The following is a 26,146-nucleotide window of genomic DNA, read 5'->3' on the forward strand; positions in this document are numbered from 1 at the left end:
CCGCCTCAGCATCCCCTGGACCAGCGACAACGAGGCCATCTGTCTCCAACTCGCCGCCCAGAGCACGAAATTCGACCACACAACCCGAACACTCACAGCAGGAGGGGCAGTATGAAGCCACCATGCCGGTCATCCGTGACCGGGTGCAGCAGGCCAGGGTCAAGAACGCTCTGGAGCCCGAGTGGGAGGCCCGCTTCGAGGCGAGGAGCTACGGCTTCCGCCCCGGACGGGGTTGTCACGACGCGATGGCGGCGATCTACCAGATCGCTGGCAAGAAGCAGGCTCACAGGGTGTGGGTGCTGGACGCCGACCTCTCGGCGGCGTTCGACGGCATCAGCCACCAGCATCTGATGACATCTCTCGGAAAGTTCCCCGGAAGGGAAATGATCCTGGGATGGCTGACACGGCAGCTGTAGTTCGTGACGCGCGGGGTTCGTGATCATGTGGTGGCTGCTGCGGTGGTCTCGTTCCAACGGCGGTGGCAGGCCGTCGCGCGGTGTTGGTGATGGCGTCGCCAGTTCGACCAGCGCAGGGCGTGTGCGGGGTCGGTGTCCTGGCGGGGCCGGGGCAGGGTGAAGGTCCTGAGCAGGGCGAGGAGTTCACGTGGGCTGATGGGCACCATGTCGTCTTCGTCGGCGGGCTTGCCTGCGGTGCGCCGGCGTTCGTGGAGGGTGCCGATGGCGAGGAGCGCGTAGGCGATCATCGACATGAGGGTCCAGCGGTGCCAGGAGGTCCAGGAGGTGGTCTGGCCGGTGTCGAGGTGGGCCAGGCCCTTGGCTCCTTGGAAGTCCTCTTCGACGCGCCAGCGGCGGCAGACCGTGCTGACCAGCATGGATATCGGCTGCTGGGCGGTGTGCCAGGTGCGGTAGAAGGAGAGGGTGCCGCTGCGGCGGTGGCGCCGGATCAGGACGTGACTGTGCCCGGCATCCTGGCCGGGCGGTGTGTCGTCGGCGGCCACGTCGATCATCGCCCAGTCGTAGAGCCGTTCGCCCTTGGTGCCGTTTCCGGTCTTCATCCGCATCCAGGCCCGCTTCGGTATCCGCTTCAGCAGTGCGGTGATCTGCTCCTTTCCGCCGCCGGGCGTGGTGACGCGGTGGCTGGTGGGCACGGCTATCGCGTAGCCGTAGCCCAGAGAGCGGATCCGGGTACGCAACTCCCGGCCGCCGTAGACCTCGTCCGCGGCGACCGTGGCGGTATGGATGCCCGCGGCGTGCGCGGCGGCCAGCATGTCGCCGGCCAGCTGCGGCTTGGTGGCGAACCCCGTCTCCTCGGGCACCCCGACCAGATCGCGGCGCTCGTCGTCGGCGGCCCACGCCTCACCGAGATACAGGCGGTGGTCGATCAACGCGTGCCCCTCCGCGCTCACATAGGACAGATGCACCGCGACCTGGCACAGACCGATCCCGCCCAGCGCCCCGGAATACTGCCTTGCCGCGCCGGCCGCGTCGGTGGAGGACTTCTCATCACCCGTCTCGTCCACCACCAACATCACATCCTCCGGGCCGAGTTGCTCCACCGTCCAGGCCGCCGCCGACCGGCGTATCGCCGCGTCGTCGAACCGGGCCCGGGACAAGAAGTGCTGCAGGACGTGCGGGCCACCGTGCCCGATCGCCTCGGCCAGCGACCAGCAGTTCGCCGACTCTTCACCACCAGCAGCCCCTCGACCACATTCCGGCAGGTCATCCGCGTCTCCCGGCGAGGGAAACACCCGGCCAGCCGGCCCATGAGGACCTCAAAGGAACCGGCCCACACCTCGTGCACTACCGTGGCCGCTGCGGCCACCGCGTTCTGATTCGTCATCACAAACGATCACAATGCCGGTGGCCGTACCCGTACCCACAGGCACCCACCCACCACGCTGACCAGCGGCGACGCTCTACACCTCACGAACTACAGCTGCCGTGGCTGAAGGCGGGGGTAATGGACAAGGGAAGGTTCGCGCCAACCACGGAGGGAACTCCGCAGGGCGGCGTAATCAGTCCTCTTCTCCTGAACATTGCCCTTCACGGGATGGAAAAGGCAGCGGGTGTGGTCTACCGGAAGAAGGGCGCCCACAGGGCGGTCAAGGAAGACTCCCCTGCACTGGTGAGATACGCAGACGACTTCGTGGTCATGTGTCACACGGAGGAGCAGGCGTATGAGTCGAAGCGACGGCTGACGGAATGGTTCAAACCGAGGGGGGTGGCCTTCAATGAGGAGAAGACGCGAGTCGTTCATCTCACCGAAGGCTTTGACTTCCTGGGGGGCAACGTCCGCCGGTACGACAACGGAATCACTCTCATCAGGCCGAGTAAGGACGCCATGAAGAGAGCTGCGGCACGTATCAGGGAAATCATCCGGGACAACCGGGGAAGCGAGACCAAGCGACTGATTGGTCACGTGAACTCGTTCATCCGGGGGTGGACCGCGTACTACCGGCCGTGGAGCTCGAAGGATGCCTTCAAACACCTCGACTGGCTTCTGTTCAACCAGCTCTGGCAGTGGGCGAACAGGAACCACCGGAGGAAGGGAAGGGTCTGGATCGCCAACCATTACTGGAAACAGCGGATCAAGGGAAGTCAGAACCGTTGGATCTTCGGGGACGACACGGGGTATATCACTCCGGCCGCTCACACGAAGATCGTCCGTCACATCCCGGTCATGGACTCACACTCGAAGGATGACCCGGCACTGACGCAGTACTGGAAGGACAGGGCCAGCAAGCGGAGCAAGTTGGAGACGGAGAGCAAGTTTCTCCAGTCCCTGGCGGCGAAGCAGAAGGGTCTCTGCCCGGAATGCGGTCTGGATCTTGTAGAGGGCGCGGAGTTCGAACCGGACAACGTCCATGACTGGATTGCGTGGTTCGACGCGCGCCGAAAGGCCCTGAACGTGCACCACAAGATTCACCGGGTGCATGGCGGGACGAACGACTACAAGAATCTGGTGCTCCTGCACACGCAGTGCCATCACCAGCGCCATGCCCAAGAGGGCAGGGCGCAGAGCAGCCCACAGGACGTGCTTGAGCCGGGTGCGGTGAAAGCCGCACGCCCGGTTCTGAGGGGGCCGGGGGTTCAGCAATGATCCCCGGCTACCCGACCAGCACGCTGCCACCCTCCCAGGCCGTCGACCTCGGCTGCGACACCGGCCGCCAGGCACGCTATCTCGCCGAACACGGCTGGCAGGTCACGGCCGTCGACTACACACCCGAGGCCATCTCCGCCGCCCGCCACAAGGATCCCCGCGGGCAGGTCCTGTGGCGCGTCGCCGACGCGACCGAGCCTCAAGAGGTAGACCCCGACGGCCACCTCTGCGGTGCCACGTCGCTCCTGCTCGACAACGGCTGCCTGCACGGCATCCCGGCCGTACGCCGACTGGGCTGGGCCGTCACCGTCAACATCCTGGCCGCGCCCGGCGCCGTCCTCCTCGTACGCGCCGCACCGCCCCAGCACCGAGGGGTCGGACCACGCGGGATCAGCGCGGACGAGATCACCGCGCTCCTGGGCGACTGCTGGCAGACGGCCGAAGCGCCCGCGGCGGGCTGGTACCGCTACACCCGAACCGAGAGCACGTAGGAGCCGCCCAGTCTCGCGGGGGAAGCTTCACCAGCCCCGTCCCCCTATTACCGGACGGGAAGCCGCCGGTGGAGTGCAGGCTCCCTTACATCCACCGGCATCTGGTCGTCTTCTGCCGAGCGGCGCCACCGGCAGCGGTGCGGGTTCCACCCCTCTGGCAGCGGCCGTTCACCCGTACGGGTCGGTCCCCGGCGTGCCGCGGCCCGCCCGCTGTCTCCGACCGGTCATCGTCGGCGGTAGGTGGCGGACCGGCGCGGTCGCCACCGGACGGCTGTGACAGGGGTGGCCGCTTCCCTCTCCGTCACAGCCGTCCGCACGGCGTTGTCAACTTGGCGGGGTCGTGGGCGGCTTGTGCCGGATCGGGGTGTGCCTGTCCGCGGTGTCCGCTGTGGCTCAGCTCATCGTGGACACGCCGGTAACCGTCTTCCAGACGGTGAAGCGGGTGGTCATCTCTTCTCGATAGTTCCGGGCTGTCATCAGGTGTCGCCGGGGGCGGAAGTGCGGGGAGATGAAGCTGAACGCTCCCCGTCCTTGCGCTGACCTCGGTGCGGTCCTTGCGCAGCGTGCGCTCCAGCACGGCAATCGGCTCTGGACGACACGGGCGGGTTGAGCGCGGGCGTGCAGGCGCCTATGGCGGCGGCAGCCACAAACCCGGTCCGGATGGTGGCGGTACAGGGGCTGGCGTGAAGCATTGAATCAATGCTTCAATTCTTGGTATGCCCTACCGACGCCCGCCCGCCGTACAAGCCCGTCTCGACGCCCGCCGCGACGAGGTACTGGAGGCCGCTGTCCGCCTGCTGTCCCGAGAGGGGTACGCCGGATGCTCGGTCGCGGCCATCGCCGCCGAGGCGGGCATCTCCACCGGGAGCGTCTACCAGTCCTTCTCCGGGAAGTCCGAACTGGCAGCCGCACTCTTCCGCACCCTGGTTGCCCGGGAGGTCGAGGCGGTCGCCGCCGCGGCGGACCGTCCCGGCACTGCGGCGCAGCGCGTCGCCGCCGCCGTCGAGGTCTTCGCCGCCCGGGCGCTGCAGGCCCCGCGCCGCGCCTTCGCCTTGCTGGCCGAACCCGCCGACCCGGCCGTGGACACCGAACGGCTCGTCTTTCGCCGGGCGTTCCGCGACGTGTTCGCGCAGGCGGTCGCCGCCGGGGTGGCTGCCGGCGAACTGCCTCCGCAGTCACCTGACTTGACGGGAGCCGCGCTGGTCGGTGCGATTGCGGAGGCCCTCGTCGGACCGCTGGCGGACGGCGACGCGGCGACGGGCGATGTCATCCCGGCTCTGATCACCTTCACCCTGCGTGCCCTAGGAGGACACGATGCCGCAGACGCATGAGGTCACCAACCAGGTGCCGCCGCACCACGGATACGACGCGGCCGCCGATCCGGCCCTGCTGGAGGCCATCGCCCGGGAGGGCGCCGAATGGGCCACCCCCGACGTCCACCGCCTCGGTGTCCTCGCCGGCTCCGAACAGGCAGCCGAGTGGGGCCGCCTGGTCAACGAGAACCCACCCGTGCTGCGCACCCACGACCGCTACGGCCACCGGATCGACGAGGTGGAGTTCCACCCCCACTGGCACGACCTGATGAGCATCGCCGTCGGCAACGGTCTGCACGCCGCGCCCTGGCGGGACGACCGGCCCGGCACGCATGTCGCGCGCGCCGCGAAGTTCTACGTATGGGGCCAGGTCGAGGCCGGCCACACCTGCCCGGTGTCCATGACCTACGCCGCCGTCCCCGCGCTGCGCGCCGCCCCGGACCTCGCCGGCTGGCTGGAGCCGCTGCTCGCCGCCCGCACCTACGATTTCGGACTGCGGCAGCCCGACACCAAGCGCGGCCTGATCGCCGGCATGTCGATGACCGAGAAGCAGGGCGGCTCCGACGTCCGCGCCAACACCACGACGGCGGTCCCGGCAGGCGACGGCACCTACCGCCTCACCGGCCACAAGTGGTTCACCTCCGCCCCCATGTCGGACGTCTTCCTCACCCTCGCCCAGGCGCCCGGGGGGCTGTCCTGCTTCCTGCTGCCCCGGATACTGCCGGACGGCGGCCGCAACCGGCTCCTGCTCCAGCGCCTCAAGGACAAGCTGGGCAACCGCTCCAACGCCTCCGCCGAGATCGAGTACGACGAGGCCTTCGGCTGGCTCGTCGGTGAGGAGGGCCGCGGGGTCGCGACCATCATCGAGATGGTCAACATGACCCGCCTCGACTGCGTCCTCGGTGCGGCGTCCGGCATGCGCCTCGGCCTCGTCCGGGCCGTCCACCACGCCACCCACCGCCACGCCTTCGGCAAGGCCCTCATCGACCAGCCCCTCATGCGCAACGTCCTGGCCGACCTCGCCCTCGAATCCGAGGCCGCGACCGCCGTCGCCCTGCGGCTTGCGGGCGCCACCGACCGCGTCGCTGCGGGCAACACCGACGAAGCCATGCTCCGCCGGCTGGGGCTCGCGGTGACCAAGTACTGGGTCTGCAAGCGCGCCCCCGCGCACGCCGCCGAGGCCCTCGAATGCCTGGGCGGCAACGGCTACATCGAGGAATCCGGCATGCCCCGCCTCTACCGGGAGGCCCCGCTCTCCTCCATCTGGGAGGGCTCGGGAAACGTCGCCGCGCTGGACTCGCTGCGCGCCATGGCCCGGCAGCCGGAAACCGTCGAGGCGTTCTTCGAAGAAGTAGGTCAGGCAGCAGGCGCCAACCGGCACCTGGACGCGGCTGCCGCGGGACTCCACAAGCAGCTGGCGGACCCCGCCGAGATCGAGTTCCGGGCCCGGCGGCTCACCGAGACCATGGCCCTCGCCCTCCAGGGCTCCCTCCTCCAGCGCCACGCCCCCGCAGCGGTCGCCGACGCCTTCTGCGCCTCCCGGCTCGGCGGCGAACACGGCCACGCGTTCGGCACTCTGCCGACCGGCGTCGACACGGCGGCCATCCTCGACCGCGCCCGAACGGTCATCGCATGACGGACGACATCGGCCAGGTGACCGCGTTCTGGCAGGACCTCGGCCTGCCCGGCCTGATCGACGTACACACCCACTTCATGCCCGAACCGGTCATGACCAAGGTCTGGCAGTACTTCGACGCGGCGGGCCCGCTCACCGGACGCCCCTGGCCCATCACCTACCGCATGGACGAAGGCCAAAGACTGGCCCGGATCAGGGCGTTCGGCGTCAGAGCCTTCACCGCGATGATCTACCCCCACAGGCCGGACATGGCGCACTGGCTCAACTCCTGGGCCGCTGACTTCGCCGCCCGCACACCCGACTGCCTCCACACCGCCACCTTCTACCCCGAGGACGGCGCCGCGACGTACGTCCAGCAGGCGGTCGAGGCGGGCGCCCGGGTCTTCAAGGCCCACCTCCAAGTCGGCGACTACGACCCCAACGACCCGCTCCTCGACAGCGTCTGGGGCCTGCTCCAGGACACCGGCACGCCCGTTGTCATCCACTGCGGCTCGAGCCCGGCCCCCGGCCGGCACACCGGCCCGGCACCCATGGACAAGCTCCTCGAACGCCATCCCCGGCTCCGCCTGATCATCGCCCACATGGGCCATCCCGACTACGCGGCTTTCCTCGACCTCGCAGCCCGCCACCCCCAGATCATGCTCGACACCACCATGACCTTCACCGACATGGCCGAACGGGACGCGCCCTTCCCCCACCACGAGCTGCCCCGCCTGCGCGACCTCCAGGACCGCATCCTGCTCGGCACCGACTACCCCAACATCCCCTACCCCTATGCCCACGCGCTGCGCGCACTCACCCGCCTCGACCTCGGCGACGACTGGCTACGCGCCGTCTGCCACGACAACGCGGCCCGGACGTTCGCCCTGCACCCACCAGGAACCTGACGGCACCCGACCGGCCCCCGACCAGGAAGGTGAATGCTCGCAACGGGCGTGCGGATCGGGGCCCGACCCCCGCGGCGCCGCGGCATACTTTCGACCTCTACGGCAGTCGGCCGTGATCTGGCCGCGAACGCGGGGCAGAACCGGCGCGCGCCTCCTGCGCCGCAGGTAGGAGCTCCTCGGCGCTCCTCCCGAACGCCCCTGTGACGTCGCGGGCGCAGGACCGGAACGGCCGAGGCCCACGAACTTCACCTTCACCCCACCCGTCCTTGAAGGGGCTGCGGATGACTCGCGATTTCCCGGCCGGATCCAGTCCGGCTCCCAGCCCGCCGTCGCCTGTTGGCAGCGTCAACCCCAGCAGTCCGGAGGTACGCAAGGCGGATACTGCTTCGGCTGAGAACCGGCCCTCAGCGTCAACGGCGGGCGCGTGCTCCGTGGCGGCGGCCAGAACCGGCTGCAACAGACTGTCGACGTTCATGCGGGATCGTGCCTTCCCCTGACGGGAGTGGGGGCAGCGGGGCCGTCGGGTACGGGGGTGAGGCCGAGGGCGAGCAGGCCCACGGCGAACCCGAGTAGCAGGGCGACGGTGGAACCGTCGCCCCCGAGCAGGTTCGCACCGGTCCAGCCGATCTGCACCAGCTGCAGGACGGAGGCCACCAGGAAACCCGCCCCGGCCAGAGCGATCAGCAAACGCAACCCCGAGAGGCCCGCCGCCACGGCCGCCGCTGCCAGGAGCAGCAGCACCAGAGTCCCGGCACCACCCAGCTCAACGAGCCCCCAAGGCGGGCCGTCTGCGATAGCCAGGACGCTGCTCACCGCGGCGCCGATGCCCAGGCCGGCGGCCGTCCGGCCGATCGTGGATCGCTGAGTCCGCATCGAAGTGCCTCACTCTCACGATGCCGCGAGCAGCAGCCGCGACAGCCGGCCGCCCCGCTGCCGCCATACGGGGCGCAGGGCGCCGTCCACGCCGTAGGCGCGTCCGGCGGCGGTGGCCAGCAGCGCCAGGTGCACGGCGTACATCAGGAAGTACGACCAGAACCACTCGTGCGGGGTATTCAGCACGGAGAACAGGATGGCGGTCGTCTGGACCAGCCCGACCGCCGCCCAGAAGCGGGTGGCCAGGCCCACCAGCAGGAACGCGCCCAGGCACGCCTCGATCGCGAAGGCGCCCCAGGCGAACACCGCGAAGTTCGGAATGATCACATGCTCGACCAGCCACGCCCACGGCGCGAAGACCTCATTGTCGACCCCTTTCAGGGTCCAGGCGTACAGGTCCTGCGGGGGGTCGCTCTTGTTCCCGAAGTCCGGCGGGCGCTTCCACGCAAGGTTCTGGATCCACAGCAGAGCGACCACGACCCGGCAAACCGCCAACAGCACCCGGGAGACGCGGGACGAGCCCAGCGGCTCAGGAGCCGAGAACCGATTAGTGACGGCCATGCCGAACGACCTCTGATCTTGCTCCAGGAACTCAGGAATCATCTGCCGTACATCCATCCACTCACGCCGGTACCCGCTCGGCAAGCCGCAGGGGCTGTCATCCCGGCGCGCACCCGGGCAGCAAGGCGCCGCATCGCCTAGCGTCCCGGTATGCGTGCACTTGTCACCGGAGGAGCGGGTTTCATCGGGTCGCACATCGTGACCGCGCTCGCCACGCGCGGCCATGAACCCGTCGTCCTCGACGCACTGCTTCCCACGGCCCATACGGCCGCCGCCGTACGGCCCGTCGCCGCCGTGGACTGGATCCACGCGGATGTCCGCGACCGACAGGCGCTCATCCGAGTACTGCACACCGTGGACGCGGTCTGCCATCAGGCAGCCCTGGTGGGCCTCGGTAAGGGCTTCACCGACGCGCCGGACTACGTGAGCTGCAATGACCTCGGTACCGCCGTCCTCCTGACGTCCATGGCGCAGGCCGGGGTCCGCGACCTGGTGCTGGCGGGGTCGATGGTCGTGTACGGAGAGGGCCGCTACGACTGCCCGCGGCACGGACGGGTCAGGCCGGGGCCTCGGGCGCCCGCGGATCTCGATGCCGGGCGCTTCGAGCCCACATGCCCCGACTGCGGCGGCGAGCTGCTGCCCAAGCTGGTCGATGAGGACGAGCCCACCGATCCTCGCAATGTGTACGCCGCGACCAAGCTCGCCCAGGAACATCTGTCCGCAGCGTGGGCGCGCGCGAGTGACGGGCGGGCCGTGTCGTTGCGCTACCACAACGTATACGGGCCGGGGATGCCGCGCGACACCCCGTACGCGGGTGTGGCCTCGTTCTTCCGGTCGGCGCTCGCCCGGGGCGAGGCGCCGCGGGTCTTCGAGGACGGCGGGCAACGGCGGGACTTCGTACACGTGAGGGCCGGGGCCGCAGCGAACATGGTAGCGCTGGAGGCCCTCGCGGGCCGTCGGCCGGGCGTCCTGACGGTCTTCAACACCGGCAGCGGAGAACCACACACAATCGGGGAGATGGCCACGGCACTGGCATCGGCTCACGGCGGCCCACTACCAGTGGTCACGGGTGAGTACCGGCTGGGGGACGTACGGCACATCACCGCGTCCTCCGCCCGTCTCACCAGCGAGCTGGGCTGGCGGGCAGAGGGCGGCCTCGCCGAGGGGATGGCGGAGTTCGCACGCAGCGAACTGCGCGGAGCATGATCTCGAAGCACGACCGGCGGCCGCGTTTCGCATCGCCGGTCGGCCGCGGTCGCCCCCTTCTCGAAACGCGGTGCCCCGCCGCCCGAGAGCGAAGCCGACTGTTGCCCCAGCGGCGCCGAACTCATCCGTCAGGGTCACGATGGGGACCGCCCCTCTCAACCGTGGTGACCGCGAAACTCAGCCCGAGCCTTGCACTCCGCGCGGTTCGTACGCCCCGGTGCGAGCGGCGCGAAAGTCCCGCCGATGGGCCCCGCGGTGCGGTCTTCGGGAGCTGGCCAGGCGCCTTGACAAGGTGACGGTAGAGGGTTGGTCGGTGCGACGGCGCAGTCGCCGGAATCGTTCCTGAAGCCGCGTGGCAGGGGGGAGAAGCGGGTGTCGATGGTGTCTGATGGGAGTGCCCGTCGGGTGTCGTGGCCGTTCGGGAACGGCGGGCGTGGCGGCCGTCTCCTCGACCCTCGAAGCCAGTCACGTCGCCCGAGGGCGGGGAGCCGGCCCAGGGATCCTGTAGTCGGCCACCCATCGAGAGCCAGTGGGGCGCGGCGCGGTACCAGGAACCGGTGAAACCACACTGCTGACTTCATGGTGCAGATCCCCGCTCAGTGGCTCGCCCGAGTGTTCCTCTCCCTGCGTCGTGGAACATCCGACGATGCCCATGCCATCGCCGGAGAACTGCAGCAGTTCACCGAGAAGCCCGGCCAGCGGGTGCTGGCCCCAAGGACGACGGTGCTGCGCACCGAGCTGGCGCTGCGCAAGGAAATCGAGATCGCCGACGAACAGGCCCGGCGCACGGAGTTGTCCGAGCAAGCCAAGTACCTGATCACATCCCGACTGCTCGGCGGATAGAGATCCACCGCCACCGCGCCGGGGCACTGCGGGACCGGGGCCTCGAGTGGACGTTCCTCGGTCATGGCCCGGCGGGCGTCGGAGGCGTACCCGCCGCGTTCTGGGCGAGTTCGCGGCTCGTAGTCGACGACAGCCGGGGTCGACGTCTCCGATGCGCGAGGGCAGAAAGTCCCGAATATGCAGTTTGGGTTAGTACGGTAAGGATGTGACCGACCCGGATACGACGACGGTGGACGTCGTCCTGCCCTGCCTGGACGAAGCGCGCGCCCTGCCCTGGGTGCTGGGGCGCATCCCGCCCGCGTGGAGGGCGATCGTCGTCGACAACGGCTCCAGCGACGGCTCTGGCGCGATCGCCGCCGCGCTCGGCGCCACGGTCGTCTCCCAGCCGGAACGTGGCTTCGGCGCCGCCTGCCAGGCGGGGCTGCTCTCGGCGCAGGCCGAGTTCGTCTGCTTCTGCGACTGCGACGCCTCCCTGGACCCCGGGCTGCTTCCCTCCTTCGTACGGGAGGTGGCCGGCGGGAAGTCCGATCTGGTGCTGGGACGGCGCCAGCCGCAGGGGCACGGCGCCTGGCCCCTTCACGCTCGGGCCGGGAACCTGGCCCTGTCCCGGATGGTGCGCCGGCGCACCGGACTGCGCCTGCACGATCTGGGGCCCATGCGCGCCGCCCGGCGTGAGCCGCTGCTCGGCCTCGGTCTGACTGACCGACGGAGCGGCTACCCGCTCCAGATGGTCGTACGCGCGGCCGACGCGGGCTGGCGTGTCAGCGAACTCGACGTCCCCTACCTTCCGCGGGCCGGGAGGTCGAAGGTCACCGGTACCTGGCGCGGTACCTGGCAGGCGGTGCACGACATGCGCGCGGTGCTCTCGGAGCCACCGCTGACCGTCCCTGCATCGGGTGGGGCGGGGGCGCGGTGACCACGATGCTCATCCTCGCCAAGGAACCGCTGCCAGGGCGGGTGAAGACCCGGCTCACTCCGCCCTACACGCCCCAGGAGGCGGCCCTCCTGGCCGAGGCAATGCTCACCGATTCCCTGCAAACCATGCTCGCGGCCCCCGTACAGCGGCGTCTGCTGGTCCTGGAAGGGGCGCCCGGCCCCTGGCTGCCGCCCGGCATCGAGGTCGCGCCGCAGGGGCGGGGCCGGCTGGACGAACGGCTGGCCGCGGCTTTCGGACTCTGTACCGGTCCAGCCGTCCTGATTGGCATGGACACCCCGCACATCACCCCCGCGATCCTCGCGCCCGCGCTGGCCGAGGACGCGTGGCGGGGCTGCGACGCCTGGTTCGGCCCGGCGGCCGATGGTGGTTTCTGGGCGCTGGGACTCGCCGAACCCGATCCGGCGCTTCTGCGAGGCGTGCCGATGGACGTGCCCGACACCGGTACCCAGCAACGGCGGCGGCTGACCGACGCCGGTCTGACGGTGCGCGAACTGCAGGTGCTGCGCGATGTCGACACAGCCGCCGACGCTCTGGCGGTGGCGGCCGAGGCCCCGCACACCCGCTTCGCCTCCGCCCTGGCCTCCTTGACGCCGGCCAGGCCGCGATGACCGCCGACATCACACCGCGCCCCGGTCCGGCACGCGCACGGGTACGCCGCGTCGCTCATCCTCGCTCGCCAGGACCCGACGACGCCGCCTGCCAGTCGATCGAACGGTGCAGGCGCCAGGCAGGCCGACCAAGAAGGACGGCAGCTGCGAACCCGTGATCAACCCGCCCACCGTCCGTACCGCTCTCCGGCTGACCGCCCTGACCGCTGCCCTCGTCCTGACCGTCCGCAAGGACGGATACCACTGGGATCCGGCCGGACTGTCCTGGTGGTACGCGGCGTCCTGGCTGTTGTTCGCGGCCGCGGTGTGGTCGCTGCGGAAGGTTCCCGTCCGGCACGTCGTGGTGCTGCTGCTGGTCGGCGGCATCGCGGTGACCGCCACCGGGCTGGCCGCTCCCCCGCGCACCAGTACCGACTCCTATCGCTACGCCTGGGACGGTCGTGTCCAGGCAGCTGGCATCTCCCCCTACGACCACGCGCCCGCAGCCCCGCAACTGGCCGGGCTGCGCGACGGCTGGCTCTTCCCCACCGGCAGCGCATGCCGACATCCGGACCTGGCACGTATCCCCGCTCCGGCCGGCGTCAGTCACTGCACGCGCATCAACCGGCCGCAGGTGCACACCATCTATCCACCTGTCGCCGAGGGCTACTTCCTCCTGGTCCACGCCCTGTCCCCGGAGGGGGCCCGCCACAAGCCGCTACAGATCGGCGGGGCGCTCCTCTCCCTCGGCACCACGGCCGTGCTGCTCCTGCTGCTGCGCCGGCGCGGCAATGTGCGGTGGGCCGCGTACTGGGCCTGGTGCCCGGCCGTGCCCGTCGAAGCGGTGAACAACGCGCACGCCGACGTCCTCGGCGTGCTTCTGGCCGTCGTCGCGCTCGGGATCGTCACCCGCCACCGGATCGCGGGCGGCGCCCTGCTAGGCGCGGCCGTAGCGACCAAACTGCTGCCCGCGCTGGTGCTGCCCGGCGCGCTGTCCGGAGTACGGCGGGTCCGGGACGCGGCGGGCGTACTGCTCCTGACGGCCGTGGTGGTCGCCATGGTCTATCTACCGTACGCACTGCTGTCCGAGAGGTCGGTCTTCGGCTACCTCGGTGGCTACGTCGAGGAGGAGGGCTACGCCGGTACCCCCTCGGGTACGAACCGCTACGCCCTGCTCCAGTTGGTCATGCCCGACCCTTGGGCTCTGCCCGCCGCGGCGGTCGGCCTGCTGGCCGTCGTGTGGCACGTCCTGCGCCACGGCGATCCTGAGCGCCCTTGGAGCGGCGGCCTGCTGGTCACGGGAACGGCGTTCCTTCTGTTGACGCCGGGCTACTCCTGGTACGCGCTGCTGCTCGTCGCCCTGGTCGCCCTCGACGGCCGCTGGGAGTGGCTGGGCATCGCGTTGGCGGGAGCCGCTACCTACGTCACGGGCCGGGCGCTCGGCGACTGGACCACGGTGGCAACCACCGCCTATGCGGTGGCCGCGGCTGCCGTACTCGCCGGATGGGCGCTGCGACGCGCCCGGCGGATCCACACCCGTGGCGGCGGCCAGCCGGCCAGGTGACGGGCAGCCAAACGACTGTTCTCGCGGCCCTCGCACACCGCCCGCCGAAGGTCACGGTGCTGCTCCGCAGGCCATCGGGCCCGGACAGGGCCTAGCATCGAGTCATGGCCGAGAACCACAGCGGAGACCCGACCGGTCCGGCGGACGAAGCCACTCAGGACGGCGTCGACGATGCGGTCCAAGCGGACCTCACCGCCGTCGCGGAGGCGTGGGCCGAGGCGATCGTCTCCAACGATGCGGCGCGGATCGCGAGCTTCATGACCGACGACTGGGCCATCGTCTCGGAGTCCGGCATCGCCTCCAGGGACGAGTTCCTCGGGTTCGTCGCCTCCGGGCAGCTGACGCACTCGGCTATGGACCTCGTCAGCAGGGCCCGGGTCCGGGTTCACGGCAACACCGCGGTACTCAGTGTGCGGATGACCAACACCGCCCATTACGGGGGCCGTCGGTTCGACGCCGACGAGTGGACGTCGGATGTGTTCGTGAAGCGGGACGGCCGCTGGCTGTGCCTGTTGAGCCACATCACGGCGGCGGCACCGGATTTGACAGCGACGACGTCGACGACCCCATGAAACCGCAGGGGCGCACCGGCGATCACCGGGGTGGTGTGGCCTCGCCCTGCCAGAAGCTCCACTTATACCCCCAGGGGTCGGTGATCGTGAAGGTCCGCGGCCCGTACGGCTGATCCACCGGAGCGTCCAGCTCCATGCCGGATGCGGCCCGGACCAGCTCGAAATGCGCATCGACGTCGTCCACGTGCACGATGAACAGGGCATTCTTGCCTTCGTCGTTCAACCCGCCGCCGCTGACCCCGATCTTCGTCACACCCGCATGGATGTCAGCCTCGAATGTCCGCCCTGAATCATCGCGCCAGCGGACCGCGTCGGTAAAACCGAGGACCCTCTCCATCCAGTCGAGAGCCGCGTCCGCGTCCTCGTACCGCAGGTAGGGGGAAACCCCTTCGATCGCCATGCAAGTCCTCCTCAGGGCAGGGAACCGAGACCGCTCCGAACGGATCGGCTCGTGGTAAATGGTGCTCGCCTATCAGGCTTCGGGTCGGCACGCGCGGACGGCGGGAGTCGTGGAACTCGTTGTGGTTGCGGAACTGATGGCGCGCTGCTGCCTGCGTGTCGTCGCCCCGTGTCGTAGGCGCACGGGTTGCGGTAGCGCCTCCATGATGGCGCTCATGACAGTGAGAATGGACAACGCGCGGGGGCTCTACCTGGACGGGATCCGCGACGGAAACGCGCGAGAGGCTCTCCACCGATACGTCGGCGACCGGTACACGCAGCACAGCACGGGCGTCGCCGACGGCAAGGAGGGCTTCCTCGCGTTCTTCGAGCCGTTCCTCGCGCGGAATCCGGTACGGGAGATCCAGGTGGTGCGAGCGCTCGAGGACGACCCGTACGTCTTCCTGCACGTGGTGCAGACCCTGGGCGGGGCGACCCGATGGGTGACCGCCGACCTGTTCGACACCGACGAGGACGGCCGGATCGTCGAGCACTGGGACACCATCGCGGCCGGCGGCCGGACCAGCCCGTCGGGGCACACCCAAACGGACGGCGCTACGGAGCTCACCGACCTCGACCGGACCGAGGAGAACAAACGGAAGGTCGCGGAGTTCATCACCGAGGTCCTGCAGGGCGGACAGACCCAGCACATCGCCGCGTACATCTCGCCGGACAAGTATGTGCAGCACAACCCCGAAGTCGCCGACGGCATCGAGGGCTTCAGTGCCTTCGCCGCAGCCTTGGCAGCCGCGGGAAAGCCGCTGACGTACACCAAGGTGCACCGCTTGATCGGCCAGGGCAACTTCGTCGTCACCCTCAGCGAGGTCGACTGGGCGGGCACCCCCATGGCGGTCTTCGACATCTTCCGCCTGGAGGACGGTCGGATCGTCGAGCACTGGGACAACGCCGAGCCCATTCCTTCCGCCGCGGCGGCGAAGAACAGCGGCAAGTTCTGACCTTCGGCCCGGAGAGGAGGCCGCTGCCAGCTGCCGGTGCTGCCCTCGCCCCGTGGGCTCCTCTGTTCTTGTTGTTGGCGGCGAGTGGGTGGGCGGACAACCGTTGTATCTCGACCGGGCGGCCGCGGTTGCCCGTGACGTCGGTCAGCGTTGATCTCGGCCTGGGTGACGGCCTCCCGCAGGGTGTCGCTTCCTTGCGGTCATGGGGTGCGCCAGGTCACGTTCAGTTCGTTGCGTCGGCCGAATCGTTCGAGGTGGCTGCCCAGTACGTCCTGCAGGCGGGCCAGGGCGTCGTCGTCCGCAGCCTCGGCGTGCAGGACCAGGCGCTCCGGCTCCGGGGTCAGCGTGCCTTCTCCGAACGGGAGGGTCAGGCGGACCGCGCCGTCGGGGAGTTCCTTCACCGGGATCTTCCTGCCGAGGTGGGCGGCCAGTTGCTTGGCGTAGCGGGCGGCCGCGGTGGTCGGGACGTGTGCGACGGACGAGGCCATGGGGTTCTCCGGTGGTGGTGCTGGGATGGGGTGGATGGGCCTGCCCTGACCGTGAACCGTGCCGTGGCCGGGCGGCTGGTGTGTGGGTCAGCCGTACTGGAGGGAGCGTTTGGCCATGCCCATCCAGAAGCCCTCGATGACGGCGCGCTGTGCGTCGAGTTCTTCGTGGGCGGCGCCGAGTGTGACGAAGAGCGGGGCGAAGTGCTCGGTGCGGGGGTGGGCGAGCTTTCCGGCGGGGGCCTTGTGTTCGAAGTCGAGGAGGGCATCGATGTCCTGGGTCTCCAGGGCTCGGCGGCCCCAGTCGTCGAACTCGGCCATGACGGAGGTGACCTGGTTGTGGCGGTTGAGGGCGGCCAAGTTGTGGGTGAAGAAGCCGCTGCCGACGATCAGGACGCCTTCCTCGCGCAGCGGGGCGAGTTTGCGGCCGATCTCCATGAGCCGGCCCGGGTCCAGGGTGGGCATGGATATCTGCAGGACGGGGATGTCGGCGTCGGGGAACATCTCGACCAGAGGGACGTAGGCGCCGTGGTCCAGTCCGCGGTCGGGGATGTCCTGGACGGGGGTGCCGGGGGCACGCAGGAGTTTGCGGACGCTGTCGGCGAGGGCGGGGGCCCCGGGGGCTTCGTAGCGGACCTTGTAGTAGGGCTCGGGGAAGCCCCAGAAGTCGTAGACCAGCGGGACGGTGGTGGTAGCGCCGAGGGCGAGGGGTGCTTCCTCCCAATGGGCGGAGACCATGAGCACGGCCTTCGGCCGGGGCAGTTCCGCGGACCAGGCGGCGAGCCGCCCTGGCCACAGCGGGTCGTCGGCGAGCGGCGGGGCGCCGTGGGAGAGGTAGAGCGCGGGCATCCGCGCCGGCGTGGTGGTCATTGCGTTCTCCCCTTTCAGAGGGCCGACGCGGCCGGGGCGGCGGGTCCGGCGAGCGTGAGGGTGTGGCGGGTGTGTTCGACCTTGGCGCGCAGGTAGCGCAGGTTGTGGTCGGTGGTGAACACGCCCGTGGGTACACGGTCGCGGACCAGGATGCCCAGCTTCCCCAGTTGCGCGGCCTTGTCCGGGTTATTGGAGAGCAAGTCCAGCTGTTCCACGCCCAGCACGGTGAGCATCTGGGCCGCGGGCGTGTAGTCGCGGGCGTCCTCGGGCAGGCCGAGCGCGGTGTTCGCGGCGTAGGTGTCCAGACCCTGGTCCTGCAGGGCGTAGGCGTCGAGCTTGTTGTAGAGGCCGATGCCGCGGCCCTCCTGTCGCAGATAGAGCAGGATGCCACCGCGCTCGGCGATCCGCTCGACAGCTTCGCGCAGCTGCGGGCCGCAGTCGCAGCGGGCGGAGCCGAACACGTCACCGGTCAGGCACTCGGAGTGCAGGCGCACCAGCGGCACCTGGGCCGCGCCCGGGCTGCCCAGCACTACGGCCAGGTGCTCCCGGCCGTCCACGAGGCCGTGGAAGGTGACCAGCTCCGCGTCCACGGAGTATCCGTCGCCGAAGCTCAGCGGCACCCGCACGCGCGTACGCACTGTGGCGGCCGGGGTCTCGGTCATATCAGGCTCCACTCCACTGAGTAGTTGAAAATCGAACCACATTGGGACCGTACTCTGTTCTTCAAATTTGAACAACCTGGGTTGGCGTGGACACCCTCGTCGTCCCGAAGCTGGACCGCCTCGCCCGCTCGGTACCCGATGCCCGTGACATCGGCGACTCCCTCACCGCCCGCGGCGTCAAGCTGTCGCTGGGCGGCTCGATCTACGACCCGGCCGACCCGATGGGCAAGATGTTCTTCAACATCCTGGCCACCTTCGCCGAATTCGAAGTCGACCTCCTGCGGATGCGGACCCGCGAGGGGATGGCGGTGGCGAAGGCCAAGGGGAAGCTGCGTGGCAAGCAGCCCAAGCTGTCGGCCCGCCAGCAGGCCCACCTCGTCAAAGAGCACCGCAGCGGCGGGCACACCATCGCCGACCTCGCCGAACTGTTCTCCGTGATGGGGATATTCGGATTTCCCCACTTGTCGCTCTGGGGTGGCTCGGAGAGCGCTGAGCCCACCACGGGTCTGTGCCGGGTTCTGCGGGGCCGCGCCTGAGCGGTGGCCATGGGTTGGCCGCGAACCCGGTCGCGGCGCGGAGGCCAGGATGGCCCCCTCTGCCGAGGGGGCCATCCCATGCTGCGAGCCGGGCTGGCTTCAGCCAGCCGAAGTGGAGCAGCAGCTGCCGCTGTTCCCTGCGGCTGTCGTGTTCTTCTGAGGCTGGGTTTCGGTGTCGTCTTCTTCGATGATCTGGACGTCGCAGCAGTCGGGCTTGTCCTGGCTGTCGGGCTTGCCGAACAGCTTGCCGAAGAGGCCGGTCTTGGTGCTCATGGGGTCGTCGTCTCCTTGATGGGTGTACTTGAAATGCGGGGTGGGGGCGTGCGGTGCGGGTCAGGCGATCATGGGGACCAGGAATCCGCCGGCCAGGGCCAGGGCAAAGATCGAGGCCACGAAGGTCGTGAGGAGCTTGGGCTTGAAGAGCTTGGTGAGCAGGGTGAGTTCGGGGGGGCTGATGGCGGCCGCGGCGATGACGAAGGCGAAGACGGCGCCGAGGTTCATGCCGCGTTCCATCAGGGCGAAGCCGATGGGCAGGGCGGTCTCGGCCCGCATGTAGAGGGGGATGGCGATCAGGGCAGCGAGGGGGATCGCGTACCACTTGCCATCGCCGGCCACAGCGGCCATCAGGTCGGTAGGCACCGCCCCGTAGATGATCGCGCCGATCGATACGCCGATCAGCATCGGCTTGACCATGGGCTTGAGCTCCTCCACCGAGGCGCGCCAGGCGCCGGGGAGTTCGGCGCGCAGGCCCTGCCAGGGCACGTGTTCGTCTTCCTTGCCGCCCGCGACGCGGACTCGTTTGACCTGGTCGGCGAATCCGGCGCGGTGCATCCCGTGGGCTATGAGGAAGGTGCCGACGGCGGCGACGGCGGTGAAGCTGGTGGCCATCCCCCAGCCGAACAGGGCGCCGATGGCCACGAAGACGAGCGGATCCAGGATCGGTGAGGCGATCAGGAAGGCCACAGCGGTCGAGAACGGCACTCCGGCGCGGAGGATTCCGGCGAGGACGGGGATCGTCGAGCAGGAGCAGAAGGGAGTCACGGCGCCGAAGACGGCGCCTTTGGCAATTCCCTTGAAGTGGCCGCCGCCGAGCCAGGCGAGCTTGTGAGGGCCGATCCTGCGCATCAGCAGCGTCACGAGGAAGGTGATCGCGATGAAGAGTGCGACGAGCTCTCCGGTGATGATTGCGAAGGTCTTGGCGACCTCGATGACCTGGTTCATGGGGGGGTGCACCTTGGGGTTTGCGGAGCGCACTGAGTCGACCTGCCGGCTCGCGTGCTGGCGGGGAGAGTGGGCTCGGCTATGGGATGTGGAAGGGCCCGGTTACGGCGTGTGGGTGTGCGGGCCGGAATCGTCTGCGTGGATCACTGGCAGGACACCGCGCCTTCGGGGGCTTGCGCGGCGAGGCTGGCCAGCAGCTGCACCGGGCCTCCCAGCTCGCCGCAGCACAGCGAGTAGACGTTGCTCCGCCCGCGCGGCTTCGAGCTGATCAGCTCCTGCTCCCGCAACGGGGCCAGATGGTGGCTGAGCAGGGTCTGGCTCAGCCCGGTGGCCTCCTGCAGCTCCCTCACCGTGCGGGGGCGCTCGGCGATGAGCAGCATCAGCGTCAGCCGGGTCTCATCTCCCAGCGCCCGCAACTTCGGGGCGAGCAGGCGGGCCCGATCGCCCTCGGAGAGCAGGGTCGCGGGATCGGTCACCGCGACGGGAAGAGTCGCAGTCATGACCCCCCATAACATCAGCAAATACGCCTATCAGCAGCGAATGCTGTTTATGAAGTCGATTGGTGCTGCCGCGGCCACACCGCCACACACCAGACTCCGCTGCCCAGTTCCCTGCGCGGGGCACGCCGGGTTGGGAATGATCACCGTCGGCCGTTTCCGTGCCGTGCGGCCGCGGGGGTGGAGCGATGTCGAGGCAGCCGAACCCGGATCCCATCACCAGGCTGCGGCGATGCCCGTACCGCCCCCCACGGGGCAGCCTGGCGACGCGGGTGAGGGACCGGCCCGGCGAGGTCTTCGCTGTCGGAGGGGTGTACCGCGGTCATGTTGTCCGCAGCGTGCCGGCTGAGCCGGGGCAGCATTCGGTGTACGCCCGGTGGGCTGCGGCGCAGTGGCGGCACAGCAGCCGTCGTACGGGCGGTCCGACCGCGACCGTGCGTGCCAGCGGCTTGGTGCAGGTCAGGAACTGCTCACTGAGTTCGGCGTGCGCGGCGCACGCGGCGGCTCCGCACTGGCGGCAGATTCCGGTGGCCGGGGTCTGAGTGCCCGAGCCGTGGCAGTCCAGGCAGTTCACTTGCCGCTCCCTACGGGGGGCTGGAGTGGGCCGGCCGTGAACTTCTTGCGCAAGGCCAGAGACACGTACACGAGTGCGACCAGGACGGGGACCTCGATGAGGGGGCCGACGACGCCGGAGAGGGCCTGACCGGAGGTGACGCCGAAGGTGGCGATGGCGACTGCAATGGCCAGCTCGAAGTTGTTGCCGGCGGCGGTGAAGGCGAGGGTGGCGGTGCGGTCGTAGCTCAGGCCGATGGCCTTGCCGAGGAGGAAGGTGCCGAACCACATCACCGCGAAGTAGACGAGGAGCGGCAGTGCGATGCGCACCACGTCCAGCGGCTGCGAGGTGATGGTCTTGCCCTGGAGGGCGAAGAGGATGACGATCGTGAAGAGCAGCCCATAGAGGGCCCAGGGGCCGATCTTCGGCAGGAACTTCGACTCGTACGTTTGGCGGCCGAGCTTCTTCTCGCCGATGCGGCGGGTGAGGAAGCCGGCGGCCAGCGGGACGCCTAGGAAGACGATCACGTTCAGGGCGATGTGCCACACGGGAACGTCCAGGCCCTGGCCGCCGCCGAGGCCGAGCCAGCGGGGCAGCAGGTCGAGGTAGAACCAGCCCAGCAGTCCGAAGGCGATCACCTGGAAGACGGAGTTGAGGGCGACGAGGACGGCGGCGGCCTCGCGGTCGCCACAGGCGAGGTCGTTCCAGATGATGACCATGGCGATGCAGCGGGCCAGGCCGACGATGATCAGGCCGGTCCGGTACTCGGGCAGGTCCGGCAGGAAGATCCAGGCCAGCGCGAACATCAGCGCCGGACCGACGATCCAGTTGATGACCAGCGAGGAGATCATCAGCTTCTTGTCGCCGGTGACCGCGTCGAGCTTGTCGTACCGGACCTTGGCGAGGACCGGGTACATCATCACCAGCAGGCCGACCGCGATGGGGAGCGAGATGCCGCCGATCTCGACCTTGGCGAGGGCGTCGTTCAGGCCGGGGATCAGCCGGCCGAGACCCAGGCCGAGGCCCATGGCGATCAGGATCCAGACCGCGAGGAAGCGGTCCAGGGTGGAGAGCTTCGCGACGACCGAGGAGTGCCCGGCGGGGGCAGGGGCGGGAGCTTGGGTGGGGGTCACGGACATGCCCTCTTGTTCTCGGCAGCGGTACGGGCGGACTCGGCCAGGTCGGTGAACTGGCCGGCGAGCTGGGCGATGACACCGGGGCGGAGCTTGTAGTACGTGAAGCGGCCGCAGGGCTCGGTCTCCACCACCCCCGCCTCGCGAAGCACTCTCAGGTGGTTGGAGAGGTTGGTCTGCTTGGCACCGGTCTCCTCCACGAGGTGGGTGGTGCACAGCGTCTCGCGGGCGAGCAGGGTCACGATCCGGAGCCTGAGAGGATCTGCCAGGACTCGGATCAGTTCAGTGTCGACTGACGTCATCATGGACTGATACTCTCACATCAGTGGCGACTGACGCCACTGGATGCTGATATCAGCGGCATCTGATTTCGCCGCGAGACAAGAGAGACCCCGATGTCCGACAAGCCCTCCGTGCTCTTCGTCTGCGTCCACAACGCGGGCCGTTCCCAGATGGCCGCCGCGTGGCTGACCCACCTGGCCGGGGACCGCGTCGAGGTCCGCTCCGCCGGCTCGGCCCCCGCCGACTCGGTGAACCCGGCCGCGGTCGAGGCCATGGCCGAGGTGGGGGTCGACATGTCCGCCGAGACCCCCAAGATCCTCACTGTCGACGCCGTCCAGGCCTCCGACGTGTGCATCACCATGGGCTGCGGCGACGCCTGCCCCGTCTTCCCCGGCAAGCGCTACCTCGACTGGAAGCTGCAGGACCCGGCCGGCCAGGGCGTCGCAGCCGTACGTCCGATCCGCGACGAGATCAAGAAGCTCGTCGAGGGCCTGATCGTCGAGATCGGCCCGGAGCCGGCGGCATGAGTGACATCCGCGACGTCATCGTCATCGGCTCAGGCCCCGCCGGATACACCGCCGCCCTCTACACGGCCCGCGCGAACCTCCGGCCGCTCGTCTTCGGCGGCGCGGTCTTCGTCGGCGGCGCGCTGACGACCACCACCGAGGTCGAGAACTTCCCCGGCTTCCCCCAGGGCATCGACGGCCCGGACCTCATGGACAACATGCGCGCCCAGGCCGAGCGCTTCGGCGCCGAGATGATCGACGACGACATCGTCTCCGTCGACCTGACCGGCGAGATCAAAACCGTCACCGACTCCGAGGGCACCATCCACCAGGCGAAGGCCGTGATCATCGCGACCGGCTCCGGCTACCGCAGGCTCGGACTACCCAGGGAGGACGAACTCTCCGGACGCGGCGTGTCCTGGTGCGCCACGTGCGACGGGTTCTTCTTCAAGGGCCGCGACATCGTCGTGGTCGGCGGCGGCGACACCGCCATGGAAGAGGCAACCTTCCTGACCCGCTTCGCCCGCACGGTCACCATCGTCCACCGCCGCTCCACCCTGCGCGCCTCCCAGGTCATGCAGAACCGCGCCTTCTCCGACGACAAGATCTCCTTCCTCTTCGACAGCGAGATCACCGAGATCGAGGACAAGGACGGCAAGCTCGCCGGCCTCACCGTCCGCGACACGATCACCGAGGAGCTCCGCCACCTCGACGTGACGGGACTGTTCATCGCGGTCGGCGATAACCCTCGCACCGAGCTGTTCACCGGCCAGCTCGACCTGGACGGCGAGGGCTACCTCAAGGTACAGCCGCCCTCCACCCGGACGAACATCCCGGGCGTCTTCGCCGCCGGAGACGTCGTCGACCACACCTACCGCCAGGCCATCACCGCCGCCGGCAGCGGCTGCCAGGCAGCCCTCGACACCGAGCGCTACCTCGCCGCCCTCGCCGACGCACGGTAACTCATCCCCGCCACCTTCCCTGCAGCCCCACCGACGCCAGCGTCTTCAGCAGGACGTCGGTGCTGCCGATCGCGTTCTCCAACGCCTCGCGGGCGGCCTTCAGCTGGGGGAGTGTCATAGATCAGAGATCCTGATACTCCCTCAGCTGGTCACTCTGTGCGGCCATAACCGGTTTTGAAGGCGTCATGGCAGGCGGCGATCACCTGCCAGCGGATGAACTCCACCCGGCGAGCAGGCTCCTGCAGCCCTCCCCGGCCGCCTTCGGCGCGCTTCCGGCGTATTCCGGCTGTCCCCCTGAGGGGGAGGTCACCTCAGTGTGCGCTTCTCCCCGGCACCGCGACGTGACGTGGGGGGTCGCGAGGCCGGGGAGAAGCGGTCGTGGGGCGCGCTCAGAACTGAAGGTTCCAGGCGTCGAGGTGGCCGGCGTCTCCGCCGTACCAGTCGGTGAGCTTCAGCTTCCAGGTGCCGTTTGCCGTCTCGGAGGAGGCGTTGACGGTGTAGGTGGCCAGGATGTTGTCCGCGCTGTCCCAGCCGTCGAGGTTCTTCAGGCGGTAGGAGGTGCCGTCGGGGGCGATGAGGTCGAGGACGATGTCGCCGCGGTAGGTGTGCTTGATGTCGACGGCGACCTTGAGGGCGGCGGGTGCGTTGCCGCTGACGCCGGTGACCGTGATGGAGCTGGTCACGTTGCCGGGATCGGGGATGTTCACGTTGGTGGTGTTCTCGAAGTATCCGCCGCCGGCACCGTTGACGGTCCAGGTGAAGGACTCGGTGTCCGAGGGGCCGGTGCTGTCGGTGGCGGTGACGTTGACCGTGCTGGTGCCTGCCGTGGTGGGTGTTCCGGAGATGAGACCGGAGGAGGTGTTGACGGTCAGGCCGGCCGGCAGGCCGGTGGCGCTGTAGGAGAGGGTGCCGCCCGCGGTGGTGGTCGCCTGGATCTGGAGGCTGGCGGCGGTGCCCACGGTGCTGGTCTGGTTGCCCGGGTTGGTGAGCGTCACCTGGGTTGCGGGTGTGCCGGCTATGGCGCGGGCGGTCTTGTCTGCGTCGGCCAGGCCGGCGCCGCATCCGCCGGTGCAGGTGCCGGGCATCGGGCGGGTGTTCGCCTTCATGGTGGATTCGACCTCGGCCGGGGTCATGGCCTTCTCGCCGAGCATGAGCGCGGCCAGGCCGGCGATGTGCGGGGAGGCCATGCTGGTGCCGCGGTAGAAGGCGTAGGACTCAGTCTGGGGACCCTTGGTGCCGCTGTTGAGGGTGGACAGGATGCGGCCGGGGTCGTCGGTGGCGGTGCCGTCGCCGCCGGGGGCGGCGAGGTCGATCTTGGCTCCGAAGTTGGAGTACGAGGCGCGGTTGCCGGCCCGGTCGGAGGCGGCGACGGAGATCACGTTGTTGCAGCTGGCCGGGGTGAAGCCGGCCACGTCCTTGTTGGAGTTGCCGGCCGCGACGACCACGCTGGTGCCGCGGGAGGTGGCGCTGCTGATGGCGTTCTGGGTGGTGGTGTCGCAGGCGGCCTCGCCGCCGAGGCTCATGTTGATGACCTTGGCGGGGGTGGCGTTGGCCGGAACGCCGCTGACGGTCCCGCCGGAGGCCCAGATGATGGCGTCGGCGATGTCGGCGGAGGTGGCGCCGCAGCGGCCGAGGACGCGGACGGGCTGGATCTTGGCATTGTAGGCGATTCCGGCGACGCCCTTGCCGTTGCCGGCGACGGCGGCGATGGTGCCGGCGACGTGGGTGCCGTGCCAGGAGGAGTTGCGGGCCGAGCCGAATTGGCAGTCGCCGGATTCGGAGAAGTCGCCGGGGTCGGAGGCGTCGGTGTCGCGGCCGCCTCCGTCGTTGGCGTTGTTGGCGTCGGAGATGAAGTCGTAGCCGGCCACCACGTTGGCGGCGAGGTCGGAGTGGGCGACGTAGCCGGTGTCGATCACGGCGACGGTGACGCCACTGCCGCGGCGGGTTGCCACGTCCCAGGCGGTGTCCACCTTCATGCCGGCCGTGGCCTCGTGGAAGTCCCACTGCTCGGTGTACCGGGTGTCGTTGGGCGTGGAGAAGGCTTGCATGACCGTGTTCGGTTCGACGAACGCGACGTCGGCGCGCGCCGCGAAGCGCTGCATCAGGGCCAGGGCCTGCTCGGGGCTCAGTCGGCCTGGGGTCTTGATCAGGACGCCGCCAGTGGCGAGCCGCCGCTCGACGGCGGCCTGTCGGCGGTCGGCTTTCGCGACTGCCGAGACAGCCTTCCCGGCCTCGGCGTCGGAGCGGGCCGCCGCGGTTCCCTGTCGGAATCCGACGATGAACCCGTCATAGGCGGCGGGTACTGCGGAGACCGCTGCGGCCTGGGCCGGTGCCTGGGCGGGTGTGGCTTCGGCCGGTACGGACATTGCGCCGATCAGCGCGGCGGTGGCCACGGCACCGGTGGTGAAGGCGAGGGGTATCCGGCCGCGCCTGCGGCCGAGTGCGGATCGCATGGGGCTAGCTCCTTGTGGTGGGGGCAGTCCCGGTCGCCGCCGGGCACGGGCCACGAGAACGC

Annotated in this window: 30 protein-coding genes and 1 pseudogene; 16 read left to right on the forward strand and 15 right to left on the reverse strand. The window is 69.5% G+C overall.

Annotation, left to right across the window (positions count from 1 at the left end):
- Window positions 1–122: 122 nt before the first annotated feature.
- A pseudogene (locus tag AC061S_RS30525) lies at window positions 123–401 on the forward strand (reverse transcriptase/maturase family protein); the annotation flags it as partial.
- A gap of 38 nt (window positions 402–439) precedes the next feature.
- Here AC061S_RS30525 and AC061S_RS30530 read toward each other — a convergent pair.
- Window positions 440–1,708 (reverse strand): IS701 family transposase, encoded by a 1,269-nt coding sequence (locus AC061S_RS30530; RefSeq protein WP_478689108.1) that lies wholly within the window; start codon window positions 1,706–1,708, stop codon window positions 440–442.
- Window positions 1,709–1,920: 212 nt separating this feature from the next.
- Here AC061S_RS30530 and AC061S_RS30535 point away from each other — a divergent pair, with 212 nt between their 5' ends.
- The 5 genes from AC061S_RS30535 (at window position 1,921) to AC061S_RS30555 (ending at window position 7,387) form a co-directional block, all read left to right on the forward strand.
- Entirely contained in the window at window positions 1,921–3,060 is a 1,140-nt protein-coding gene (locus AC061S_RS30535) for a group II intron maturase-specific domain-containing protein (protein WP_478689109.1), read from the forward strand.
- Window positions 3,057–3,551, forward strand: coding sequence for a class I SAM-dependent methyltransferase (locus tag AC061S_RS30540; RefSeq protein WP_478689110.1), 495 nt, complete (start codon window positions 3,057–3,059; stop codon window positions 3,549–3,551). Before AC061S_RS30535 ends, AC061S_RS30540 begins: the two co-directional genes overlap by 4 nt.
- Before the next feature lie 716 nt (window positions 3,552–4,267).
- Complete coding sequence (locus AC061S_RS30545; RefSeq protein ID WP_478689111.1) at window positions 4,268–4,882, forward strand: TetR/AcrR family transcriptional regulator; 615 nt, start codon at window positions 4,268–4,270, stop codon at window positions 4,880–4,882.
- Window positions 4,866–6,500 (forward strand): isovaleryl-CoA dehydrogenase, encoded by a 1,635-nt coding sequence (locus tag AC061S_RS30550; RefSeq protein ID WP_478689112.1) that lies wholly within the window; start codon window positions 4,866–4,868, stop codon window positions 6,498–6,500. Before AC061S_RS30545 ends, AC061S_RS30550 begins: the two co-directional genes overlap by 17 nt.
- Entirely contained in the window at window positions 6,497–7,387 is an 891-nt protein-coding gene (locus AC061S_RS30555; RefSeq protein WP_478689113.1) for an amidohydrolase family protein, read from the forward strand. The genes AC061S_RS30550 and AC061S_RS30555 overlap by 4 nt, the downstream gene beginning before the upstream one ends.
- A 471-nt stretch (window positions 7,388–7,858) precedes the next feature.
- Here AC061S_RS30555 and AC061S_RS30560 read toward each other — a convergent pair whose 3' ends face one another.
- Both AC061S_RS30560 and AC061S_RS30565 read right to left on the reverse strand, forming a co-directional pair.
- Entirely contained in the window at window positions 7,859–8,260 is a 402-nt protein-coding gene (locus AC061S_RS30560; protein ID WP_478689114.1) for an Rv1678 family membrane protein, read from the reverse strand.
- A gap of 15 nt (window positions 8,261–8,275) precedes the next feature.
- Window positions 8,276–8,821: a DoxX family protein gene (locus AC061S_RS30565; protein WP_478689115.1), complete on the reverse strand. Its 546-nt coding sequence runs from the start codon at window positions 8,819–8,821 to the stop codon at window positions 8,276–8,278.
- A 150-nt stretch (window positions 8,822–8,971) separates the two neighbouring features.
- On the opposite strand from AC061S_RS30565, the gene AC061S_RS30570 reads away from it, so the two are divergent.
- The 6 genes from AC061S_RS30570 to AC061S_RS30595 all read left to right on the forward strand — a co-directional run bounded on the left by AC061S_RS30570 (window position 8,972) and on the right by AC061S_RS30595 (window position 14,530).
- A complete protein-coding gene (locus AC061S_RS30570) occupies window positions 8,972–10,027 on the forward strand; it encodes an NAD-dependent epimerase/dehydratase family protein (protein WP_478689116.1) in 1,056 nt (351 codons plus the stop codon).
- Window positions 10,028–10,606: 579 nt separating this feature from the next.
- The gene (locus AC061S_RS30575; RefSeq protein ID WP_478689117.1) at window positions 10,607–10,870 is read left to right on the forward strand and encodes a hypothetical protein; all 264 of its coding nucleotides are present in this window, start codon (window positions 10,607–10,609) and stop codon (window positions 10,868–10,870) included.
- Window positions 10,871–11,075: 205 nt separating this feature from the next.
- Window positions 11,076–11,786 (forward strand): glycosyltransferase family 2 protein, encoded by a 711-nt coding sequence (locus AC061S_RS30580; protein ID WP_478689118.1) that lies wholly within the window; start codon window positions 11,076–11,078, stop codon window positions 11,784–11,786.
- A gap of 5 nt (window positions 11,787–11,791) precedes the next feature.
- Window positions 11,792–12,415 carry a TIGR04282 family arsenosugar biosynthesis glycosyltransferase gene (locus AC061S_RS30585; RefSeq protein ID WP_478689159.1) on the forward strand — a complete coding sequence of 208 codons (624 nt, stop codon included), beginning with the start codon at window positions 11,792–11,794 and terminating at the stop codon, window positions 12,413–12,415.
- 106 nt (window positions 12,416–12,521) lie between these two features.
- The gene (locus AC061S_RS30590) at window positions 12,522–13,958 is read left to right on the forward strand and encodes a glycosyltransferase family 87 protein (protein WP_478689119.1); all 1,437 of its coding nucleotides are present in this window, start codon (window positions 12,522–12,524) and stop codon (window positions 13,956–13,958) included.
- Between the two features lie 104 nt (window positions 13,959–14,062).
- Window positions 14,063–14,530, forward strand: coding sequence for a nuclear transport factor 2 family protein (locus tag AC061S_RS30595; protein WP_478689120.1), 468 nt, complete (start codon window positions 14,063–14,065; stop codon window positions 14,528–14,530).
- 22 nt (window positions 14,531–14,552) lie between these two features.
- Here AC061S_RS30595 and AC061S_RS30600 read toward each other — a convergent pair whose 3' ends face one another.
- Window positions 14,553–14,930, reverse strand: coding sequence for a VOC family protein (locus AC061S_RS30600; protein WP_478689121.1), 378 nt, complete (start codon window positions 14,928–14,930; stop codon window positions 14,553–14,555).
- 214 nt (window positions 14,931–15,144) lie between these two features.
- Between AC061S_RS30600 and AC061S_RS30605 the strand changes: the two genes are divergently transcribed.
- A complete protein-coding gene (locus tag AC061S_RS30605) occupies window positions 15,145–15,924 on the forward strand; it encodes a nuclear transport factor 2 family protein (RefSeq protein ID WP_478689122.1) in 780 nt (259 codons plus the stop codon).
- A gap of 200 nt (window positions 15,925–16,124) precedes the next feature.
- Here AC061S_RS30605 and AC061S_RS30610 read toward each other — a convergent pair whose 3' ends face one another.
- The 3 genes from AC061S_RS30610 to AC061S_RS30620 all read right to left on the reverse strand — a co-directional run bounded on the left by AC061S_RS30610 (window position 16,125) and on the right by AC061S_RS30620 (window position 17,941).
- Entirely contained in the window at window positions 16,125–16,412 is a 288-nt protein-coding gene (locus tag AC061S_RS30610; RefSeq protein ID WP_478689123.1) for a DUF2218 domain-containing protein, read from the reverse strand.
- Window positions 16,413–16,499: 87 nt separating this feature from the next.
- A complete protein-coding gene (locus AC061S_RS30615; protein WP_478689124.1) occupies window positions 16,500–17,279 on the reverse strand; it encodes a dioxygenase family protein in 780 nt (259 codons plus the stop codon).
- A 14-nt stretch (window positions 17,280–17,293) separates the two neighbouring features.
- A complete protein-coding gene (locus AC061S_RS30620) occupies window positions 17,294–17,941 on the reverse strand; it encodes a GTP cyclohydrolase II (RefSeq protein WP_478689125.1) in 648 nt (215 codons plus the stop codon).
- Between the two features lie 86 nt (window positions 17,942–18,027).
- Here AC061S_RS30620 and AC061S_RS30625 point away from each other — a divergent pair, with 86 nt between their 5' ends.
- Entirely contained in the window at window positions 18,028–18,477 is a 450-nt protein-coding gene (locus AC061S_RS30625; RefSeq protein ID WP_478689126.1) for a recombinase family protein, read from the forward strand.
- A gap of 99 nt (window positions 18,478–18,576) precedes the next feature.
- Here the strand turns inward: AC061S_RS30625 and AC061S_RS30630 are convergent, their stop codons facing one another.
- The 6 genes from AC061S_RS30630 to AC061S_RS30655 form a co-directional block, all read right to left on the reverse strand.
- Entirely contained in the window at window positions 18,577–18,750 is a 174-nt protein-coding gene (locus AC061S_RS30630; protein WP_478689127.1) for a hypothetical protein, read from the reverse strand.
- 60 nt (window positions 18,751–18,810) lie between these two features.
- The gene (locus AC061S_RS30635) at window positions 18,811–19,698 is read right to left on the reverse strand and encodes a permease (RefSeq protein WP_478689128.1); all 888 of its coding nucleotides are present in this window, start codon (window positions 19,696–19,698) and stop codon (window positions 18,811–18,813) included.
- A 143-nt stretch (window positions 19,699–19,841) separates the two neighbouring features.
- On the reverse strand, window positions 19,842–20,198 hold the full coding sequence (locus AC061S_RS30640) for an ArsR/SmtB family transcription factor (protein ID WP_478689129.1): 357 nt from the start codon (window positions 20,196–20,198) through the stop codon (window positions 19,842–19,844).
- 319 nt (window positions 20,199–20,517) lie between these two features.
- Window positions 20,518–20,769, reverse strand: coding sequence for a DUF2180 family protein (locus AC061S_RS30645; RefSeq protein ID WP_478689130.1), 252 nt, complete (start codon window positions 20,767–20,769; stop codon window positions 20,518–20,520).
- Complete coding sequence (gene arsB, locus AC061S_RS30650) at window positions 20,766–21,887, reverse strand: ACR3 family arsenite efflux transporter (RefSeq protein ID WP_478689131.1); 1,122 nt, start codon at window positions 21,885–21,887, stop codon at window positions 20,766–20,768. Before arsB ends, AC061S_RS30645 begins: the two co-directional genes overlap by 4 nt.
- Entirely contained in the window at window positions 21,878–22,186 is a 309-nt protein-coding gene (locus AC061S_RS30655) for an ArsR/SmtB family transcription factor (RefSeq protein ID WP_478689132.1), read from the reverse strand. The genes arsB and AC061S_RS30655 overlap by 10 nt, the downstream gene beginning before the upstream one ends.
- A 90-nt stretch (window positions 22,187–22,276) precedes the next feature.
- Here AC061S_RS30655 and AC061S_RS30660 point away from each other — a divergent pair, with 90 nt between their 5' ends.
- Together AC061S_RS30660 and trxB are read left to right on the forward strand one after the other, a co-directional pair.
- Window positions 22,277–22,690, forward strand: a complete 414-nt coding sequence (locus tag AC061S_RS30660) for an arsenate reductase ArsC (RefSeq protein ID WP_478689133.1) — start codon at window positions 22,277–22,279, stop codon at window positions 22,688–22,690.
- On the forward strand, window positions 22,687–23,631 hold the full coding sequence (gene trxB / locus AC061S_RS30665) for a thioredoxin-disulfide reductase (RefSeq protein ID WP_478689134.1): 945 nt from the start codon (window positions 22,687–22,689) through the stop codon (window positions 23,629–23,631). The genes AC061S_RS30660 and trxB overlap by 4 nt, the downstream gene beginning before the upstream one ends.
- Before the next feature lies 1 nt (window position 23,632).
- On the opposite strand, the gene AC061S_RS30670 is transcribed toward trxB, so the two are convergent.
- Window positions 23,633–23,749 carry a DUF6245 family protein gene (locus tag AC061S_RS30670; RefSeq protein WP_478689135.1) on the reverse strand — a complete coding sequence of 39 codons (117 nt, stop codon included), beginning with the start codon at window positions 23,747–23,749 and terminating at the stop codon, window positions 23,633–23,635.
- 271 nt (window positions 23,750–24,020) lie between these two features.
- Complete coding sequence (locus AC061S_RS30675; protein ID WP_478689136.1) at window positions 24,021–26,084, reverse strand: S8 family serine peptidase; 2,064 nt, start codon at window positions 26,082–26,084, stop codon at window positions 24,021–24,023.
- Window positions 26,085–26,146: the final 62 nt, after the last annotated feature.

This window comes from Streptomyces sp. CA189 (assembly GCF_056428985.1).